Source organism: Coprococcus eutactus, from assembly GCF_001404675.1.
GTDB classification, from domain to species: domain Bacteria; phylum Bacillota; class Clostridia; order Lachnospirales; family Lachnospiraceae; genus Coprococcus; species Coprococcus aceti.
In genome coordinates, this window is record NZ_CYXU01000004.1 from 201,032 (window position 1) to 220,340 (window position 19,309).

Genomic DNA, 19,309 nt, shown 5'->3' on the forward strand with positions numbered 1-19,309 from the left:
GCAATCCACATTTGGAATTAAATCCGTATGGATGATTGCCATATTATGTGATGACCTTTTTATATGATTATTGAGTTGTTATATATTGCTTCAAATTAGCAGCTTATCACAACAAAGCTCTGTGCCGGAAGAGTGATAACTCCGTCAGCGATACCTGGCTGTGTGCCGTTTATTGCTATAGAATAGATAACCTTTGCGTCACCTGTCAGCTCAGCAAGCTTTCTTGACTGGGTGTCCGTATTCTTAGGGTTCACTGCAAGGAGTAGATTCCCTCTCTTGTATACCAGTGGCTTTCTGCTGATGATCTCAAGGTTGCTCTTGTCCAGCAGATCGGCCTGTGAATGTCTGAGAGAAGTGAGGGTCTTCACTGTATTGAGCAGTGAGTTCTGATCTGCCTCGGAAGCCTCAACATTTGCGGCATTTTCTGCAGGATCAACCGGCAGATAGAGCTTGTCGGCAGGCGCTGATGAGAAGCCCATGTTGTCACCGCTTGTCCACTGCATAGGAGTTCTTGAGCCGGTTCTGGTGAATCCCCCCTCCTTGCTTGCCATGCTTCTGAAGCTCATGGCGATCTCATCGCCGTAGTAGATGAATGGATTGCCGGGCATTGTCAGGAAGAATGCGTAGGCAAGCTTTAACTCATCCTCAGAGAGTCCGTAGCTGATACGTGTAGTGTCGTGATTTCCTGTGATGAGGGCTATAGCACCCTTGTCCTTTATCTGCTCGTATCTTCCCATGTATTCATCAATGAAGTGGTCGCAGGTTCCCTTGCTGTCAGCCTTGAAGAAGCTGTTGTTCTCCATGCTGTCGTCAAGAGACTCAGGAAGAGATGCAAATGCATTCAGGTGAGCTTCGTAATCTCTTACCAGAGAGTTATATCCGTTGCCCATCCAGTCGAGATAGAAATCCATATCGAAGCCGGCCTTGATTGACTGTTCAGCCTTTCCCCACTCAGATACAAATGCTGACTCAGGGTACTCAGCGTGTATATCGCCGAGAATGTCCTGCCATACGGCAACTGTTCCGCTCTTGTTCGCATCATCATGCTTTACAAGTGAATCTGCCATATCTACACGGAAGCCGTCACAGCCCTTGTCGAGCCAGAAGCGGCATACGTCCTTCATAGCCTCCCTGGTTGCGATACATGCAGGATCGTACATGCTCTTGTGCCACTTTTCTGTTGGATTAAGCACTCCATAGTTGAGAGCCGGCTGGCACTTGAAGAAGTTGACGATGTAGGCACCGTTTCTTGGTGATTCTCCTGCGATGTAGTTGAGACCTGCACCGCCACAGAGCCATCCGTCAGTCCACATATATCTATCTGAGTATTCATTTTGCTCAGCTTTTTTGCTCTCGGTAAACCATGCATGCTCCTCAGATGTGTGGCCTGGAACCAGGTCGAGGAGAATGTGCATGTCCCTCTTGTGAGCCTCAGCGAAGAGGTTCTCTATGTCCTCCATTGTTCCGTATCTTTCGGCAACCTTCTTGTAATCCCTTACATCGTAGCCTGCATCGGAAAATGGTGAATCAAAGCAAGGATTCATCCAGATAGCGTTGCATCCAAGAGACTTGATATAGTCAAGCTTTGCAGTGATTCCGTTGAAATCACCGATTCCGTCGCCGTTGGTATCATAAAAACTCTGTGGGTATATCTCATAAAAAATTGCGTCTTTAAGCCATGTAGCCATAATAAATGTCCTCCTTATAAAAATGCAGCATGCGCATATAAATGCACTTCGCGCGGCGCATGCGTTACTATTCGTTCCTCCATAATATGAGCAGCGCACTTGCAGCTATGCGCTGGTGGTTTAAGGTATAAGGTACTGCAAACCCACACAGAAATCTGCCTCAAAATACGGAGAACGGTCTTATTAGTATTAAGAACATTCTACTCATTATAATAAAATATAATATGGAAAAATGTAATCCTTTATATGTAAATTAATAGATTTATTTTGCAGGAAAATATACTCGTTGAAAACGCGCAGCAAACATAAAAATACCTGTATTTTATCTGGCTCAAATACGGAAAAAAATTTGCTTTATACTGTAAAAGTTTAAACACACAAATGCTGTAATGTATGTTACAATCACAGGGTATGTGTCAGCAGAGATGGAAAATACATAATGTAATGGCTTGAAGTAGATGTTTGACACAGACAAAGGGCGTATCAGGTTTTGAAAATCGACACATAGTGCCAGCCTGATAATCCTGATAATATATAATAGAAGGAGGCAGGTGCCATTTTTACAGACATCTGCAAAAGAAGATTGTATGAGTAAAGAAAGTAACAACGGCGACAGAGAAAAGTTCGCCTCCAGACTGGGGTTCATCCTCGTATCGGCGGGATGTGCTATTGGCCTTGGAAATGTATGGAAGTTCCCGTATATATGCGGGCAGAATGGCGGAGCGATATTTATCGTGATATATCTGCTGTGTCTGCTGCTTCTGGGATATCCTATCCTTACCTGTGAGTTTGCGATAGGCAGAGGGAGTGGCAAGAGCGTTGGTTCAGCGCTTAAGGAGCTTGCGCCGAAGGGCGGCAACTGGCATAAATTCAGCTGGTATGCCTATGCCGGCAACTATCTGCTGATGATGTTCTATACTATGGTAGCGGGCTGGATGGTATACTATGTGTACGTCATGGGATCAGGACGGCTTCATGGTGGGTCGGTAGAAGCAATAGAAGACAAATTTACAGGGATGCTTGCATCACCGGGACTTATGGTCGCGATCACACTTGCGGTCATCGTGTGCTGTATAGGTATATGTTCACTGGGACTTCAGAACGGAGTGGAGAGGGTGACAAAGGTAATGATGCTGGCACTCATCGTTCTGATGATAGTCATGGCGGTGAACTCACTCATGCTCTCGGGCAACGAAGAAGGACTTAAGTTCTATCTTGTTCCAAGTATCGAGCGTGCAAATGCCAGAGGCTGGGGCAATGTACTATTTGACGCCATGACCCAGGCGTTCTTTACACTCAGTGTAGGTATGGGATCCATGGAGATATTTGGAAGTTATATAGGCAAGGAGAGAAAATTGTCTGGCGAGGCGAAGAGTGTTATGTACCTTGATACATTTGTGGCACTCATGGCCGGAGTCATCATATTGCCAGCATGCTTTGCGTACGGGATCAGCCCGGACAAGGGACCATCACTTCTGTTTATGACCCTGCCGAATGTGTTCAACCACATGCCGGGAGGAAGAGTGTGGGGAATTCTGTTCTTCATATTCATGTCATTTGCGGCGCTTTCCACGGTTATCGCGGTGTTTGAGAATATCATATCGATAAGTATAGATATGTTTGGATGGAAGAGAAAGAAGTCACTTATTATAAATCTGATCGGGATATCAGTGCTCTCCCTGCCGGCTGTGCTTGGATTCAATGTGCTTTCAGGAATCACTCCGATGGGAGCGGGTACAAATATCATGGATCTGGAAGATTTTCTCGTATCGGGAAATATCCTCCCACTCGGATCATTACTTTTTGTCCTGTTCTGTACAAGAAAGAATGGATGGGGATTTGAAAACTTTGTCGCTGAGGCAGACAACGGTATCGGTAAGCCGTTTCCGCAGTACCTAAGAAAATACATGTCATACGTGCTGCCACTTATAATTGTGGTAATCTATTTCAAGGGATACTATGATACATTTGCCCCGAAGGGACCAAAACTGCTGTGTATCTGGATGGGAGTTGCAGCATTGTTTGTTCTTTTCATAGGCTATCTGGCGTTTGGACATGGACGGAGCAGAAGAGAGCAGACAAAAGAGTAATTGCGTTTTGGAAATGTCTCAAAAAAATTTATGAATTTAACGCAGACTCATTGTTTTATGAGACAAAATGTGATAATATATAAGTACCAACAGTAAGTCCTTCGATAGTGCGTTTATCTATGTAAGTGTTCTGTGTGAGCATCGCTCGGAGGCAATTGGTATTTTAAATATTTCAAAAAAGGGATTGAAACCGCGATATGGGTCGCAAGGTTCAATCCCTTTTTGATTATGTGAACAACGATCCAAAGTCCGTGTATGCACGGACTTTTAGCCCTAATTTCAATAATTATGGTTTAGTATGTCGAAACATATATTGAGATATGATATACTGTTGTAGTTGCCACCCCTAGATGGGCACAGAAAGGGGGATAGAGCATGATAGATATCATATCTTCTTTGGTTATTTCTATTGTGGCAGGTATAGTGGCTTACTATATTTGCAAGTGGCTGGATAGAGATAAGTAGTGTGGTGATCAGCCCAGGGAATACGTCGCCTTGCCCAAAAGACGGAGAAAACCCCAGAGGGTGCAACCTCTGGGGTTTTCGTCAGCTTAGTGTATAGAGCTGATAGAAATATCTTCTTTAATTTCTGTGGTAATTATATCATATGCACAATGAAAAAACAATATACATAATGAGAAAACAATTTATACTGGAAAAAATCAATATATTGTAAGAACAGAAAATTTGACAATTAATTTATGTCAATTCATAGACTCCTTTAAGTATCCCCAGTTCCCTCATAAGCTCCAGCTCATCAGTATAGTGTCCGGTCTGCAAGTGAGAATAGAACAGATTAGAAAATACATCCGCTATCTGCACAAATTTGTTGCAGGCCGAGTCAAAGTAGCTCACTGAGAAATTACCTGCGACCTGACCTGACAGTGAAAGCTCAGTGTTCAGATAATTTTCAAGGAATGATTTGTTCTCTACCCGCTCATTCCTCTCGTCAAGCTGCAGAAAGCAGTCCTCGTCAGGAAGATATCCATTCTGTATGAAGTAGAGCAGGGCAGATTTGATGGAGAAGTTGAATGTCCTGGAGATGTTGTCGAAGAATCGGTTCGGCAGATTTTCATTCTTCATCATGATATAGTACACGTCAAAGTGATGCTTCCTGGAGAAGTAATCCACAAATATGTGCTTCATGTCTCTGTCAAACTGTGCACCTTTTAGTTCACGGAATTTGCCGTCCCGGAACATTCTCCCGCCGTGCTTGGTGATCTTGCCGGTCATGTCATCGACCTTATCACTGTCCAGATCAAGAAGCATCTCATAGTTGGAAGAAATAAATCTCTTGTAAGCACGCTCAAGGGCGACGGGATCGAGGACATGGATCATAGACACCACGAAATACTGATCGTTTGTGGCATATTTATTGATAGAACCTGATTCGTCTATGTAAATGTTCACGATTCCCGCCTCCTTATATAATCGGATCACACTGTCCGTCCAATTGGGTGGGACAGACCGTCGGAACTGACGTCAAGTGTGAAAAGGTTCCTTCTAACATAAGTATCGTTACTATTAGTCCACTGACACAAGCTCTATCTTGAAGTTGAGCTCTTTGCCGGCCATCTCATGGTTTGCATCAAATGTGATGGATTCGTCATCTTTTTCAATGACCTTTACAAGGAACTGCTGTCCCATGGAATTGGCAAGGTATACCTGATTGCCGACCTCAAGATTCTCAGCGCCAGGCATATCTGCAAGAGGAGCCTTGATGATGGCCTCCGGGTCAGGCATTCCGTATGCGTCCTCAGGACGAAGATGTACATCGATGATATCGCCAACGTTCATGCCCTCAACTGCCTGATCAAATCCCGGAATCATCTGTCCTGCACCGCAAACGAACTCGATAGGCTCGCCTCTGTCATATGAAGAATCGAACTTTGTTCCGTCGTTGAATGTTCCTGTGTAGTGAACCTTACAGGTTCTTCCTGTGTTACTCATAAAAATTTGTCCTCCAATTGGGTAATATGTCATTAATTGTAACATGAAATAGAGGGAATGGATATAGGAAAAATTATGGCGTTCCAACCTCGATAAGATTGCCGTCAGGATCATAGAATCTGATGACTTTTTGTCCCCATGAATGAGTCATGAGACGATTGACATATTCAATGTCGTATGGCGACTCATCAAGTTTTTGTGCAAACTCCTCGATATTATTTTCTTCAAAATATAACTCCGAAGCATTGTTATGTGGAATTACAAGATTTTCAATGAATTCAGCCCAAATAGTTGCATCCTGAAGGACCAGCCCTCCCGTCAGGATCACATTTCCCTCGTTGTCCAAGATAACCTCAAGCCCGAAGATATCTTTGTAAAATTTTTTTGATCGTTCAATGTCATTTACGACGATTAGTACATTTTTTAATTGCATAGCGGTTTTCTCCCAAGTGTATAATATAAATTGGTTTCTGGTATTTAGTTTACCAAATGATTTGCGAACAGTCTACATAATATATGGTAAAATTAGAAAAAGCTATTTATTGATTGCAGCGGCAGCGTATTGTGCAGTCGGCGAGGATATAGTAAACTGAAACCAGTTTAGAATGAATGGAGATAAATTATGTTGAAATTAGGATGTCATGTGGGTATGTCGGGCAAGGAGATGATGCTAGGCTCAGTGAAGGATGCTGTGGCATTTGGCGCAAATACATTTATGCTCTACACAGGCGCACCACAGAATACGAGACGCAAAGATATATCGGAGCTTAGGATACAGGAGGCACATGAACTCATGGTTCAGAACGGCATAGAGGAGTTCGTGGTCCATGCGCCGTATATAATCAACCTTGCAAATACTGTGAATCCTGCAATCTATGAGATCGCAGTGGAATTTCTTGCAAAGGAGATTGACAGGGCGACAGCGATGGGATCACAGACCATAGTCCTTCATTCGGGCTCACATGTAGGAGAGGGCGTGGACAAGGGAATTGCAAGCATAGTAAAGGGCCTGAATGAAGTCCTGACCGCGGACACCGCATGTCACATAGCTCTGGAGACCATGGCGGGAAAGGGCAGTGAGATTGGAAGAAACTTTGAGGAGCTTGCGCGAATCTATGATGGAGTGAATCATAATGACAAGCTTCGTGTGTGCTTTGACACTTGTCACACCAGCGATGCGGGCTACGACATCATACATGATTTCGATGGAGTCGTGGAGAAGTTCGACAGACTCATCGGCAAAGATCAGATAGCCGTGTTCCATATGAACGACAGCAAGAACGAACCGGGAGCGGCTAAAGACAGACACGAGAACTTGGGGTTTGGCAAGATCGGCTTTGAGCCACTCATGTACATCATGAACCATCCGGATTTCATGGAAGTCCCAAAGATCCTGGAATCCCCATACATCAAAGACCCGGAAAACAGCAAGAAAAGCTATGAGCCGTTCAAACGGGAGATAGCAATGATCCGAAATGGAAAATTCGATCCGAAGATGAGGGAGAAAGTGGTGGAAGATAACAGATAAAAAAGGAGTTCTACTTAGTAGAACTCCCTGAATGTTTTCTTTCGGCATCTCTGCCTATCCGGGTTTTGGTAAACAAACAACCCTTATGAAGCTCAGCCATGCACTGTTTCCCGGAACATCACACGCATCATCACTCTACAGCCTGATACGACTATTAAGTTTACGTCAGTCTGATAGGCAACTCCTGTCACCTGCATAACAGAGCTTTCGCCCCGTTTCTACTATTCATTATAAGCTGAGCCGCAAGAAAGGCAATAAACCTGTGGTTTATCCATTGCATATATAATGTTCAGTCAAAACACAGGTAATCAGCCATTCATCTGCTTCAAAAACTATAATAAAAGAGATGTATGTTGTGTATGGGCTATCGGTAGTGAAGACTGCCGAGCTTCAGGATTTTCCTGCCGAGCTGAAGACCGCAACGCCCTTATCGCGGTCGTAAGCGAGTGCAAATGGAAAATTCTGAAGCGACAGCAGTCGAACGTGATAGCACATACACAACATACATCTCTTTTTTCATGAACTGAATACAGATGAAGGACTGATTACCGTCCGTCCCTTACTTCTCCGGATGCTCCGTCAGCCAATGCTCGATAACCTGCGCATCAGAGTGACACTGCACAAAAGTTCCATTGATCCTCTGGGTGCTCTCGATACCCTTTCCAGTCGTGATGACAAGCTCGCCAGGCTGAGCCTCGTCGAGGGCTCTTGTGAGAGCCTGCTCCCTGTCAACGATTATATAGCAAGGCTTTGTGATGTACTGCTTGATCTCCTTGCAGATCTCCTCACAGGACTCAAAGCCCGGATCCTCCATGGTGAGAACAACCTTGTCGGCATACTGCTCAGCAAGTCTTCCCATATCCTCACGGCGCTTCTTGTAACGCTCACCGCCACAGCCGAATACAACGGTTATAGACTTTGGCTTCATGGTCTTTTTAACCATCTCATACAGTCTGTACATGCTTATATAGTTGTGTGCGTAGTCGATCATAAATGTGCGATCCTTCCAGTGATATACCTGTAGTCTTCCCGGAACATATACATCTCTGATGCTGCTTCTGATCTGATCATTTGGAATGCCGATGAGAAGAGATGAGATGATGGCGGCAACAATATTTTCAACATTGTAATCACCGATCAGGTTGGTGTTGTATGCTCTGTTCTCTCCTCCGTATATAAGCTCAAAGTAGCTGTTATGGTCTGTGAGATCTTCATTGTGGATGCTGGCGAAGTCAGTATCCTTTTCAAAGAAATCGTCATCCCTTGACATGAGCTTTTCAATTGATTCCTTGCTTCCGTATACAACAACGTGCTTGTCTCTTACTTCATTATATATTGTCTCAAAATATCTTGTGTCACTGTACAGCACAACGTTGTCGCACTGCTTCAGGAAGGATACCTTGCATCCGAGATAGTCCTCCATGGAGGCGTGCTCTGTCGGGCTGATGTGATCGTAGTCGATATTGGTAAATACTCCGACCTTGTAGTGCTCTCCGTAGATACGGTTCATCTTCATGGCCTGGGAAGAAACTTCCATTATACAGTGTGTACAGCCTTCATCTACAGCCATGTCGAAGTATGTCTGGAGTTCAATAGGCTCAGGTGTGGTGAGAGTGGTCTCAAAAACCTTTGTTCCAACATCAATCTCATGGGTTGAGAATGCTGAGCATCTGTTGTCGGTGTATTTGTCCAGTATATCCTTCATGACAAATGTAACTGTGGTCTTTCCCTTTGTTCCGGTGATTCCGACCTTGGTCATGTTATCGCCTGGATTGCCGAAGAACCATCTGGCAGCAAGAGCCATGGCCTTTCTTATATCATTTACAATAATATAAGGAATGTCCACGTCGTCGTACTTTTGCTGTGACAAATATACGATGGCGCCCTGTGCGATGGCTGATTTCAGGTAATCCTCCTTAAATGAGGCACCCTTGCACACGAAGAATGTACCTGGGACCACATCCTTGGAATTGATGGTTATATGGGAAGGAGTGATGTCTTTGCAATCCTCCGAATATTCAGTTATAAGATCCTGCCTGCTTAAAATATCCAATAAAGCTGTAAATTGTAAATTCTCTTTCATACTTTTCCCCTTGGAATGTGTCTTTTATTGTATTTGTACGGACTTATGATCCGTACGACTAAATGTATCACTTATTATGCTTTCTATAAATAATTATGTCAAATAAAAAATACTCAGATCATTCGTTCTGTTCTCTTCATATTTATCTCCATTTGCATACAAATATATCCAAGCTGGTACAACCATGCCTATTATAGCATAACCTCAGATATTATAGCACTTAAATTGTCGAAATGCGAAGCATTTTGGCCCGGTATTGATAACTTCTATCATATGCAAAAACTTGTGTTGACAAAGTACGCCTGTTCAATTAAATTGTAGTCGCAATTTAAAAAAAATGAACTAATGAAGAGGTTATACGAATATAGTATAGACAGAATACATATTATAAAGAGGTGATGAAATGTCAGAGTTCATAACATTATTTATACCATTTGCCGGAACAACACTGGGAGCGGCCATGGTTTTCTTTATGAAAGATAAGATATCCCCGCTTGTGGAGAAGGCTCTGCTCGGGTTTGCGGCGGGGGTCATGATCGCGGCGTCCATATGGTCACTGCTCATTCCGTCCATAGACATGGCGGAGGCACAGGGAAGGATAGCGTGGCTGCCGGCACTTATCGGATTTGCTCTTGGAATCATATTCCTGCTTGTTCTTGACACGGTGATACCTCACCTTCATCTGGAAAGTGACAAACCGGAGGGCGTCAGGTCAAAGCTTCAGAAGACGACCATGATGATATTTGCAGTCACGCTCCACAATATCCCCGAGGGCATGGCAGTGGGCGTTGTGTACGCCGGCGCAGCCATGGGCAATATGGGCGTGTCCATCACAGGTGCATTTGCACTTTCCATAGGAATCGCTATACAGAACTTCCCGGAAGGTGCAATTGTGTCCATGCCGCTTGTTGGCGAGGGCATGAGCAAGAAGAAGGCATTTCTGTATGGAACGCTGTCCGGAGCTGTGGAGCCGGTCGGAGGTTTCCTCACGGCACTGCTGGCTGTCCAGGTCACACCACTTCTTCCGTATTTCCTTGCATTTGCGGCGGGAGCCATGCTCTATGTGGTCATAGAGGAGCTGATACCTGAGTCTCAGGCGGGCGAGCATACCAATATAGGAACCATCGGTGCGGCGGTGGGCTTCGCTCTTATGATGGTGCTGGATGTGGCACTCGGATAATGACGAAAAATGCTAAATGATAAAATATGAGCAACTACTCATGTTGATTTTAAATGCAAGTTAGTTTAAACTAACATCGTAGATCATGTGAGCTCCTGTACCCTCTGTAAACTGCTGAATCGGAGGGACAGCAGGGGTTATACTCGCGCGAAAGAGGAGGTGCCATGTGCCCTGTGGGCACATATCGGAATGCACCGACGAACTGCCGCCGACCGTAAGGGAGGGGGCGATACAAGAAAGAGGAGGTGCCATGTGCCCTGTGGGCACATATCGGAATGCACCGACGAACTGCCGCCGACCGTAAGGGAGGGGGCGATACAAGAAAGGAGAAATATAAAAATGATGAATTATCTTGAGATCGAAAAGGTAATAGGAAGAGAGATCCTTGATTCAAGAGGAAATCCAACAGTTGAGGCGGAGGTGTATCTGGCAGATGGAACAGTAGGTCGTGGTGCGGCGCCAAGTGGAGCTTCCACAGGTGAGTTTGAGGCACTTGAGCTTCGTGATGGAGACAAGTCAAGATACCTCGGCAAGGGTGTTCAGAAAGCAGTAGAGAATATAAATACTACTATAAATGACGTACTTACAGGAATGGATGCGTCTGATATATATGCAGTTGATGCAGCAATGATCAAGGCTGATGGAACAAAGGACAAGTCAAACCTTGGAGCAAATGCTGTCCTTGCAGTTTCAATCGCAGCAGCAAGAGCAGCTTCAATCTCACTTGACATTCCTCTTTATAGATTCCTCGGTGGAATCTCAGGAAACAAGCTTCCAGTTCCAATGATGAACATCGTAAACGGTGGATGTCATGCTCTGTCATCAGGACTTGACGTTCAGGAGTTCATGATCATGCCAGTTGGCGCTCCATCATTCAAGGAGTGTCTGAGATGGTGTGCAGAGGTATTCCACGCACTTGCAGGAATCCTCAAGGAGAGAGGCCTTGCTACATCAGTAGGTGATGAGGGTGGATTTGCCCCGGCACTTAAGTCTGACGAGGAAGCTATCGAGACAATTCTCGAGGCTGTAAAGAAGGCTGGGTATGAGCCGGGTAAGGACTTCAAGATCGCTATGGATGCTGCTTCATCAGAGTGGAAGAGCGAGAAGGGCAAGGGCTGGTACAAGCTTCCAAAGGCTGGGACAGAGTATACAGCAGAGCAGCTCATCGAGCACTGGGCAAAGCTTGTTGAGAAGTATCCTATCATCTCAATCGAGGATGGTCTCGATGAGGAGGATTGGGAAGGATGGCAGAAGCTCACAGCAAGACTTGGCGACAAGGTCCAGCTTGTCGGTGATGATCTGTTTGTTACAAATACAGAGAGACTTGCAAAGGGTATCGAGATGGGATGCGCAAACTGTATCCTTATCAAGCTCAACCAGATCGGCTCAGTATCAGAGACACTTGAGGCTATCAAGATGGCTCATAAGGCTGGATACACAGCAATATCATCACACAGATCAGGTGAGACAGCGGATACAACTATCGCAGATCTCGCAGTAGCACTCAACACATGCCAGATCAAGACAGGTGCTCCTTCAAGATCAGAGAGAGTTGCAAAGTACAACCAGCTCCTCAGAATCGAAGAGCAGCTTGGCGACTCAGCTGTATATCCTGGAATCAAAGCTTTCAACGTAAAGCAGTAGGATAATAGCATTAGCCATACGAATGCATCTCCACTGGTGGAATCATCGGTGGAGGTGCTTTTTTATACTTTAATTAAATAAAAAAATGACTAAAAATTGCCAGATAATATGTGTGTATTTTAACATTAAAAATATGGAATCACTTGACAGATAGTGTTAAACTATACATAGGCTTATCGGGAGGTAGGAATCATGGCTTCAAAAAGAGATTATTATGAAGTTCTCGGCGTATCAAAGACAGCCACAGACGCTGAGATAAAAAGAGCATATAGAACCCTGGCGAAGAAATACCACCCGGACACGAATCCTGGCGATGCGACGGCTGCAGAGAAGTTTAAGGAGGCCTCTGAGGCCTACGCGGTACTGTCTGATGCCGAGAAGAGGAAGATGTATGATCAGTTTGGAATGGCTGCATTCGATGGCTCCGGTGGAGCTGCCGGTGGTGATCCATTCGGAGGCGGAGGCTTCCACTTTGAGGGTGGAGACTTCGGTGATATGTTTGGCGATATATTTGGCTCGTTCTTTGGCGGCGGTGGCCGCTCACAGAGAGGTGGATTTGGCGGATTCGGTCAGGGAAGCTTCAATGCGCGGGGCAGGGATATGGAGGCAAGCGTTACGGTAGATTTTGATGACGCGGTATACGGCTGTGACAAGACTCTGTCGTTCAATGATGGACGTGGAGGAAGCTCCCAGTTCACTGTTCATATACCAGCAGGCATAGACAACGGCGGTGTGATAAGACTGGCTGGCAAGGGATATCCCGGAACCGGCAAGGGGCAGCCCGGAGATATGCTGCTGAAGGTCAATGTAAGAGACAAGGCAGGTTATGAGAGAAAGGGTCTGGATATATACACCACGGCTCTTGTACCATTTGACACGGCAGTTCTTGGTGGAGAAATATTGGTACACACCATGTTCGGCGATGTGAAGTGCAAGATAGCACCGGGTACACAGTCGGGAAGCAAGATAAGGCTTCGTGGCAAGGGTGTCCAGGCAAGGGGCGGCAATACCCATGGAGATCACTATGTGACCGTGAGAATTGCAGTTCCAAGGAATATTTCACCTGAGGCACAGGAAGCTCTTAAGAAGTTCACAGAGCTTGTGAACAAGGGCTGATAATATTATGTTCACATAGAAACCAGGGCGGAAAGCTCACTTTATGAGCGGTCTGCCCTGGTTTTCTCAGCTAAAGCGGGAGCTTCTTGACTTTGCAGACAAAAATACATATAAGGATTACTTCAAACCATTGATTTCAGGAGGAAAAATGTTATTAGATAAAGATATACGAGAACCCCTGTTTGATTTCCTTGAGGAGCGATATGGCAAGGTGCGTATCCTTGAGGAGAAGACCGTCGGAAACTCCCGTGCGGATGTGGTAATGGTCATTCCAGACAAGATAGTGGGAATCGAGATAAAAAGTGATGCGGATACATACACGCGGCTGGAGAGTCAGGTAGCAGACTATGATCTATATTTTGACCAGAATATCGTGGTGGTGGGAAGTACACATGCAGGTCATGTGGCAGAGCATGTACCAGACTACTGGGGGATCATATCTGTTGAAGAATATGATACAGGCATCAAGTCAGATACAGGTGGCAAGCCAGATGCAGAAGGCCTGGAGGATGGAGTGTCAGACAAGCTGACTCACAAGATCGATTTCTATGTGGTAAGGGAAATGCAGCCAAATCCGAAGGCTGATTTACTGCGCACGATCCGTGTGCTGTGGAGACCGGAGCTTGCACATATTCAGGAGACCTACAGCCTTCCGATGTATAAGGGAAAGAGCAAGGATTTCGTCAGGACACTTATAGTTGACAGACTTCCGGCGGAGATCGTGCATCATGAGATAAGTGAGATCCTGTTCGAGAGGGATTATGCCGCCATGATCGAGCAGATACAGGAATTCAGAAAGGCACAGGCGGCAAAGCGCGGCAAGATGGTCAGGAGAAAGAAAAAGAGATACAGAAGAAAAAAGAGAGATGCATAGAGGTGACAGAATGATAAAGAAGTATACATACGGAAATCCATTTCAGACAGAATCAGTAGTGGTAGATATCGCAGCAGAAAAAGGACAGCCAGATCACGGCAATATAGACTTAACAGCCGGATTTTCGTACACATTTGGTCTTGAGGACAGTGATATAGTGTATGGCCTTGGCGAGGCGAACAGAGGAATCAACAAGAGAGGCTACAAGTACATAAGCAACAATGCAGACAATCCGCATCATCACGAGGATGTATACTCACTGTATGCATCACACAACTTTATTATAGTTTCAGGTGCGCAGACATTTGGCCTGTATTTTGACTATCCATCCACGATCACATTTGACGTGGGATACACGAAGTGCGATGAGCTGCATATTTTCTGTGACAGCGCAGATCTGGATATCTATGTGATAACAGGTGACAGCCCATATGATATCACGAAGCAGTTTAGGAAGATGATCGGAAGAAGTTATATCCCGCCAAAGTTTGCATTTGGCTTTGGTCAGAGCAGATGGGGCTATAAGACGCCGGAGGACTTTGAGACGGTGGCGAGAAAATACAGAGAGAACCACATCCCGATCGATATGGTCTACATGGATATAGATTATATGGACAGCTATAAGGATTTCACCATAAATGACGACTTTGGCGATTTTTCGGAGTATGTGGAGAATCTGAAAAAGGATAATATACGCCTGATCCCGATCATCGATGCCGGAGTAAAGATTGAGGAAGGTTACGATGTGTATGAGGAGGGCGTGGCAAATAACTACTTCTGTAAGAGAGCAGATGGAAGTGATTTCGTTGCGGCGGTATGGCCGGGATATACACATTTCCCTGATGTGCTGAACCCTGAGGCGAGACGCTGGTTCGGTGCAAAGTACAAGATTCTGACGGATGCAGGTATAGAGGGCTTCTGGAATGACATGAATGAGCCGGCGATCTTCTTCACCCCGGAGGGCGTGAGCGAGCTGAAGAAAGCTATGAAGAAGTTCATTGAGAAGGACGAGACTGTGGACGATGTCTGGGGCATCTCGGGTATGGCGGCAGGTGTTGCCAACAATCCGAAGGATTACGCATCTATGTATCACAATGTGGATGGGGAGATGGTGCGTCACGACAAGGTTCACAACCTCTTTGGATATAACATGACAAGGGCGGCAGGCGAGGCGCTTCGCGAGATCTCACCAGATGAGAGACGACTTTTGTTCTCCAGATCGTCTTATATAGGGATGCATCGTTATGGCGGCGTCTGGATGGGTGATAACAAATCGTGGTGGTCACACATCCTGCTCAACATCAAGATGCTTCCGTCCATGAATATGTGCGGTTTCCTGTATACGGGCGCGGATCTCGGCGGATTTGGATGCGACACATCCAGAGACCTTCTTCTCAGATGGCTCGCACTCGGCGTGTTCACTCCGCTCATGCGTGACCATTCCTGTGAAGGCACAAGAAATCAGGAGTGCTATCAGTTTGAGCATATAGAGGATTTCAGGAATGTGATCGGTGTCCGTTACCGATTGCTTCCATATATATACAGTGAGTACATGAAGGCGGCATTGACTGACGACATGATGTTCAAGCCTCTGGCATTTGAATATCCGGATGATAGGATCGCGGCTCATGTTGAGGATCAGCTCATGCTTGGAAATGAGATCATGATCGCACCGGTTTACACGCAGAATGCCATCGGAAGATATGTGTATCTGCCAGAGGATATGCTGCTTGTAAGGTTTACGGCAGATGGCTCAGTGGAGCAGACGGAGATGCCTGCGGGACATCATTTCGTGGAGGTTCCGGAAAATGAGGTCATCCTGTTTGTAAGAAGTGGCAAATGTATCCCTGTCGTGGATGTGGCGGAGTGCGTTGCTGATATCGACAAGACTACAATGCAGCTGATTGGCTATAAGAACAGCAGCTATATGCTGTACGATGATGACGGATATACCAGAGAGTATGATCTGGAGAAGAATTGTGTCACCTTGAATAAAAAGTAAGATGCGAAGAGCAGCCCTTAGTTGGATCGAGAGAACAGCGGGGCAGGGATAAGCCGGTAGTGGCATGGTTAGTATATAATAGATATCATAGAATATTCACAAGGAAGAAAAACATGAAAAACGTAAAATTAATAGCATCAGATATGGATCACACATTGTTGATGGAAAATGGAAAACTCCCGGATGGCTTTTTTGACTACATTGACAGGCTGGATGAGAAAGGAATCAGATTTGTTGTAGCCAGCGGGAGACCTATGTACACCCTGAGAAACATGTTTGGAGACAAGATGGATAAGCTTGTGGTTATCGGCGATAATGGTGCTGCCATATCAAACTGCGGTGAGATCATATATAAGAGCCTGATGGATGTGGAAGAGTACCAGAAGATGATACGATTTGTGGAGGACGAGACCGATGGAGTCGCAGTGCTCTGCGCCCTTTCCGGGGCTTATGTCCTGAAGAAATACGAGAAATATGCGAAGTTTTTCCGTGCATTCTTAAGCAATCTCACATTTGTCGACGATATGAGGAGCCTTGATGTCGAGGCCAATAAGTTTACGATATTTGCTCCTGATGGGGATGCTGCCGTGAAGTACAAAGAGATCTATACGCCTCGTTTTGGCGATAACTTCTCAGTCACTGTGGGCGGAAGAGAATGGATAGACATCATGAACAAAGGTGTTGACAAGGGCATGGCTATGCGAAAGATCGGAGAACTCCTTGATGTTGATACCAGTGAGATGATGGCATTTGGAGACAACTTCAATGATGCGGAGATGCTTAAGACGGTATATTACAGCTATATCGTGGCAAATGCGCAGCCCGGCATGGAGAAATTTGCAAGATTCCGCGCCCCATCCAATGAGGAGCGCGGTGTGCTGCAGGTTATGGAACAGGTGCTGACATCATAACAAGAATATTCCAGCATTACGAGACTGAAATGATATGTACCCTCTTTACTGGACAACCAGTAAGGAGGGTATTTTTATATGTGTGAGTACAAGTCGAGAATGGAATTACAGTTTAAAGGTAAGTGTAAATATGCTTCCATGTGGTATGTTGTCACATACGGTGAGGTCGGCACTGTGTAGATCTGCTATACTTTTGGCAATGCTGAGACCAAGACCGAAATGGGTCCGGTGATCATTGCGCCCTGAGTAAAATGTCTCAAATATGTGAGGCTTGTCCTCATCGCTTATCCCATCACCCGTATCAGATATCTGGTAACACAATCTCTGGTCTCTCATAGATACTGACATAGATATGGCCCCTTTGGAGGTACACGATATGGCGTTGTCGACCAGAATTGACATGCACTGGAGCATTCTGTCCCTGTCCATGGAGAAAAGCGGCAGCGGGTCGTCCGGTATGGACACAACCAGATCTACATTTTTCTGAATGGCAATGGGTTCAAAGCGATCATAACAATCTATTATTATATCTTCCGGGTGAACCTCATCAAAATTATCTCTGCCAGACTTCTTGATATCGGCAAATGTCAGAAGATTGTTCACCATATCAGTCATCCTGTCACATTCCCTCTGGGCTGTTAAAATATAATCATTGTCAGTCTCGTTCGGCTTACTGCCGGATAGTCCGTTGAGGCATGATTTGATGATGGTTATAGGTGTTTTCAGCTCATGGGACGCCACAGCTATGAACATATCCTGCTTCTGATATGCCTTATTTACAGGGACAAGTATCCTGACCGTGAAAATGCATGAGAAGATGGACAGAAGTATGATCGCGGCGGAAGTTATGAGCAGAAATAAAATAATTATCTTTGTCTTGTATGCGGATAATACAGCATTGTTGAATACTGTGTGTATGGTATAGAAAGTGCCACCTATATTTATGATGCTGTAGCTGTTCCAGTAGTCTATATGATTATACCTGACAGTATAAAATCTTCTGTTGGTTTCCCCTTGATTTACCGCATTGTAATAATCATCCCAGTACATAGGCTGAGAGTATGGAGAGGCAGCTTCCAGAACTGCTGCACTCTCTGCAAAGCTGTTTGTCGACATGACTGTGTTGCTGTTTCGCAGCACATCTATATTGAGATTTTTCTCGCTGTATTCGGTTAGAATCGGAATGTCCAGGATGCTCACCTGTTCGAGATATGAGTATAAAAGATTTACATCCCTTGAGTACGATACATGAGTGCTGTTTGTGTACTCCTTTATCACAGTGTGGAGCAGCAGTATGGACATGGCGGCCAGAATGACCGCAATGACGGAGGACAGAAATGTGGAAAGTCTTTTTTTTAGCTGCGCTATCATGTAGATGTGTCCCCCTCTCCACAGACGAGCATATATCCATTGCCGTATACTGCCTTTATCACAAGATGGCTATGGATTGTCTTAAGTCTGTTTCTCAGAAAATAAATGTAATTCAGTATATTTCCATTTCCCACATTTGAGGTCAGTCCCCATATGGATTCTATGATCTCGTCCTGACTGACGATCTTTCCTGCTGATCTCAGCAACAGTTCAAATAGCTGGGATTCTCTGTTGGTGAGCCGCACCGACTGGTCACCACATTGAAGTGTCCGGCTGTCAATCAGATAAGTGACATCCCCATATGAATAGTCAAATGTATGAATCTGGTGAGATCTTCGGTATAGTGCATTTACACGGGCCAACAGCTCGTCAAATTCAAAAGGTTTGACGATGTAATCATCGGCGCCACGGGAAAATGCTGCAGTTTTGTTCTCAAGTGTTCCGAGGGCTGTGAGCATTATCACGGGTATTGATATTCTGTCAAAATATAATTGGTTCAGAATGTCCAGGCCGGACATGTCGGGGAGCATCCAGTCAAGCACCATGATGTCGATGTCCGCACCGGAATATATGAGCTCCGTACCCTGCTTTCCGGTTGTACACAGTGTCACGGTTATTCCGTGATCTTCCATTTGCCTTTTCAGTATTTTCCCAAGATTGAGGTCATCCTCTACAAGAAGCAGATTCATACATATCCCCTTTTCGTTATTGTGATATGGAATGTAGACCATATGTAGTTCGTAGTTCATTCCTACTTTATAGTAATTCATTTGAGGAGCGTTTGAAAGCGGTATACTCAATTTAGATGTTTTTTAGATAATCCATGAGACTGTGGATGCTACAATCTGTATATGAAGACCTGGGAAGAGGGA

General features: G+C 45.1%; 15 protein-coding genes. 8 read left to right on the forward strand and 7 right to left on the reverse strand.

Annotation, left to right across the window (positions count from 1 at the left end; translation table 11 throughout):
• Positions 1-95 precede the first annotated feature (95 nt).
• A complete protein-coding gene (locus ARA78_RS09910) occupies positions 96-1,688 on the reverse strand; it encodes an alpha-amylase family glycosyl hydrolase (RefSeq protein ID WP_055280463.1) in 1,593 nt (530 codons plus the stop codon).
• Between the two features lie 587 nt (positions 1,689-2,275).
• Between ARA78_RS09910 and ARA78_RS09915 the strand changes: the two genes are divergently transcribed.
• On the forward strand, positions 2,276-3,778 hold the full coding sequence (locus tag ARA78_RS09915) for a sodium-dependent transporter (RefSeq protein ID WP_055280464.1): 1,503 nt from the start codon (positions 2,276-2,278) through the stop codon (positions 3,776-3,778).
• A gap of 699 nt (positions 3,779-4,477) precedes the next feature.
• Here ARA78_RS09915 and ARA78_RS09920 read toward each other — a convergent pair.
• The 3 genes from ARA78_RS09920 to ARA78_RS09930 form a co-directional block, all read right to left on the reverse strand.
• On the reverse strand, positions 4,478-5,188 hold the full coding sequence (locus ARA78_RS09920) for a DUF3800 domain-containing protein (protein WP_022217312.1): 711 nt from the start codon (positions 5,186-5,188) through the stop codon (positions 4,478-4,480).
• Positions 5,189-5,302: 114 nt separating this feature from the next.
• On the reverse strand, positions 5,303-5,728 hold the full coding sequence (locus ARA78_RS09925) for an FKBP-type peptidyl-prolyl cis-trans isomerase (RefSeq protein WP_004850005.1): 426 nt from the start codon (positions 5,726-5,728) through the stop codon (positions 5,303-5,305).
• A 73-nt stretch (positions 5,729-5,801) separates the two neighbouring features.
• Positions 5,802-6,161: a VOC family protein gene (locus ARA78_RS09930; protein ID WP_015533742.1), complete on the reverse strand. Its 360-nt coding sequence runs from the start codon at positions 6,159-6,161 to the stop codon at positions 5,802-5,804.
• Between the two features lie 192 nt (positions 6,162-6,353).
• On the opposite strand from ARA78_RS09930, the gene ARA78_RS09935 reads away from it, so the two are divergent.
• Positions 6,354-7,256, forward strand: coding sequence for a deoxyribonuclease IV (locus tag ARA78_RS09935; protein WP_055280475.1), 903 nt, complete (start codon positions 6,354-6,356; stop codon positions 7,254-7,256).
• Between the two features lie 559 nt (positions 7,257-7,815).
• Here ARA78_RS09935 and ARA78_RS09940 read toward each other — a convergent pair.
• Positions 7,816-9,339 (reverse strand): Mur ligase family protein, encoded by a 1,524-nt coding sequence (locus ARA78_RS09940; RefSeq protein ID WP_015533743.1) that lies wholly within the window; start codon positions 9,337-9,339, stop codon positions 7,816-7,818.
• 403 nt (positions 9,340-9,742) lie between these two features.
• On the opposite strand from ARA78_RS09940, the gene ARA78_RS09945 reads away from it, so the two are divergent.
• The 6 genes from ARA78_RS09945 (at position 9,743) to ARA78_RS09970 (ending at position 17,066) form a co-directional block, all read left to right on the forward strand.
• Positions 9,743-10,519: a ZIP family metal transporter gene (locus ARA78_RS09945; RefSeq protein ID WP_055280465.1), complete on the forward strand. Its 777-nt coding sequence runs from the start codon at positions 9,743-9,745 to the stop codon at positions 10,517-10,519.
• A gap of 342 nt (positions 10,520-10,861) precedes the next feature.
• The gene (gene eno / locus ARA78_RS09950; RefSeq protein ID WP_055146761.1) at positions 10,862-12,163 is read left to right on the forward strand and encodes a phosphopyruvate hydratase; all 1,302 of its coding nucleotides are present in this window, start codon (positions 10,862-10,864) and stop codon (positions 12,161-12,163) included.
• 192 nt (positions 12,164-12,355) lie between these two features.
• Positions 12,356-13,279 carry a DnaJ C-terminal domain-containing protein gene (locus ARA78_RS09955; protein WP_055280466.1) on the forward strand — a complete coding sequence of 308 codons (924 nt, stop codon included), beginning with the start codon at positions 12,356-12,358 and terminating at the stop codon, positions 13,277-13,279.
• Positions 13,280-13,427: 148 nt separating this feature from the next.
• A complete protein-coding gene (locus ARA78_RS09960) occupies positions 13,428-14,153 on the forward strand; it encodes a sce7726 family protein (protein WP_055280467.1) in 726 nt (241 codons plus the stop codon).
• Between the two features lie 10 nt (positions 14,154-14,163).
• Entirely contained in the window at positions 14,164-16,155 is a 1,992-nt protein-coding gene (locus ARA78_RS09965) for a TIM-barrel domain-containing protein (protein ID WP_055280476.1), read from the forward strand.
• A gap of 113 nt (positions 16,156-16,268) precedes the next feature.
• Positions 16,269-17,066 carry an HAD family hydrolase gene (locus ARA78_RS09970; protein WP_015533749.1) on the forward strand — a complete coding sequence of 266 codons (798 nt, stop codon included), beginning with the start codon at positions 16,269-16,271 and terminating at the stop codon, positions 17,064-17,066.
• Between the two features lie 105 nt (positions 17,067-17,171).
• Here the strand turns inward: ARA78_RS09970 and ARA78_RS09975 are convergent, their stop codons facing one another.
• Positions 17,172-18,437 carry a sensor histidine kinase gene (locus ARA78_RS09975; RefSeq protein WP_015533750.1) on the reverse strand — a complete coding sequence of 422 codons (1,266 nt, stop codon included), beginning with the start codon at positions 18,435-18,437 and terminating at the stop codon, positions 17,172-17,174.
• Positions 18,434-19,207, reverse strand: a complete 774-nt coding sequence (locus ARA78_RS09980) for a response regulator transcription factor (RefSeq protein ID WP_022217320.1) — start codon at positions 19,205-19,207, stop codon at positions 18,434-18,436. The genes ARA78_RS09975 and ARA78_RS09980 overlap by 4 nt, the downstream gene beginning before the upstream one ends.
• Positions 19,208-19,309 lie beyond the last annotated feature (102 nt).

What these genes read in the sequence shown, in the direction of transcription:
- ARA78_RS09910 (WP_055280463.1), bottom strand. Translation starts at nt 1,688, where the DNA reads ATGGCTACATGGCTTAAAGACGCAATTTTTTATGAGATATACCCACAG.
- ARA78_RS09915 (WP_055280464.1), top strand. Translation starts at nt 2,276, where the DNA reads ATGAGTAAAGAAAGTAACAACGGCGACAGAGAAAAGTTCGCCTCCAGA.
- ARA78_RS09925 (WP_004850005.1), bottom strand. Translation starts at nt 5,728, where the DNA reads ATGAGTAACACAGGAAGAACCTGTAAGGTTCACTACACAGGAACATTC.
- ARA78_RS09930 (WP_015533742.1), bottom strand. Translation starts at nt 6,161, where the DNA reads ATGCAATTAAAAAATGTACTAATCGTCGTAAATGACATTGAACGATCA.
- ARA78_RS09940 (WP_015533743.1), bottom strand. Translation starts at nt 9,339, where the DNA reads ATGAAAGAGAATTTACAATTTACAGCTTTATTGGATATTTTAAGCAGG.
- ARA78_RS09945 (WP_055280465.1), top strand. Translation starts at nt 9,743, where the DNA reads ATGTCAGAGTTCATAACATTATTTATACCATTTGCCGGAACAACACTG.
- eno (WP_055146761.1), top strand. Translation starts at nt 10,862, where the DNA reads ATGAATTATCTTGAGATCGAAAAGGTAATAGGAAGAGAGATCCTTGAT.
- ARA78_RS09955 (WP_055280466.1), top strand. Translation starts at nt 12,356, where the DNA reads ATGGCTTCAAAAAGAGATTATTATGAAGTTCTCGGCGTATCAAAGACA.
- ARA78_RS09960 (WP_055280467.1), top strand. Translation starts at nt 13,428, where the DNA reads ATGTTATTAGATAAAGATATACGAGAACCCCTGTTTGATTTCCTTGAG.
- ARA78_RS09965 (WP_055280476.1), top strand. Translation starts at nt 14,164, where the DNA reads ATGATAAAGAAGTATACATACGGAAATCCATTTCAGACAGAATCAGTA.
- ARA78_RS09970 (WP_015533749.1), top strand. Translation starts at nt 16,269, where the DNA reads ATGAAAAACGTAAAATTAATAGCATCAGATATGGATCACACATTGTTG.
- ARA78_RS09975 (WP_015533750.1), bottom strand. Translation starts at nt 18,437, where the DNA reads ATGATAGCGCAGCTAAAAAAAAGACTTTCCACATTTCTGTCCTCCGTC.
- ARA78_RS09980 (WP_022217320.1), bottom strand. Translation starts at nt 19,207, where the DNA reads ATGAATTACTATAAAGTAGGAATGAACTACGAACTACATATGGTCTAC.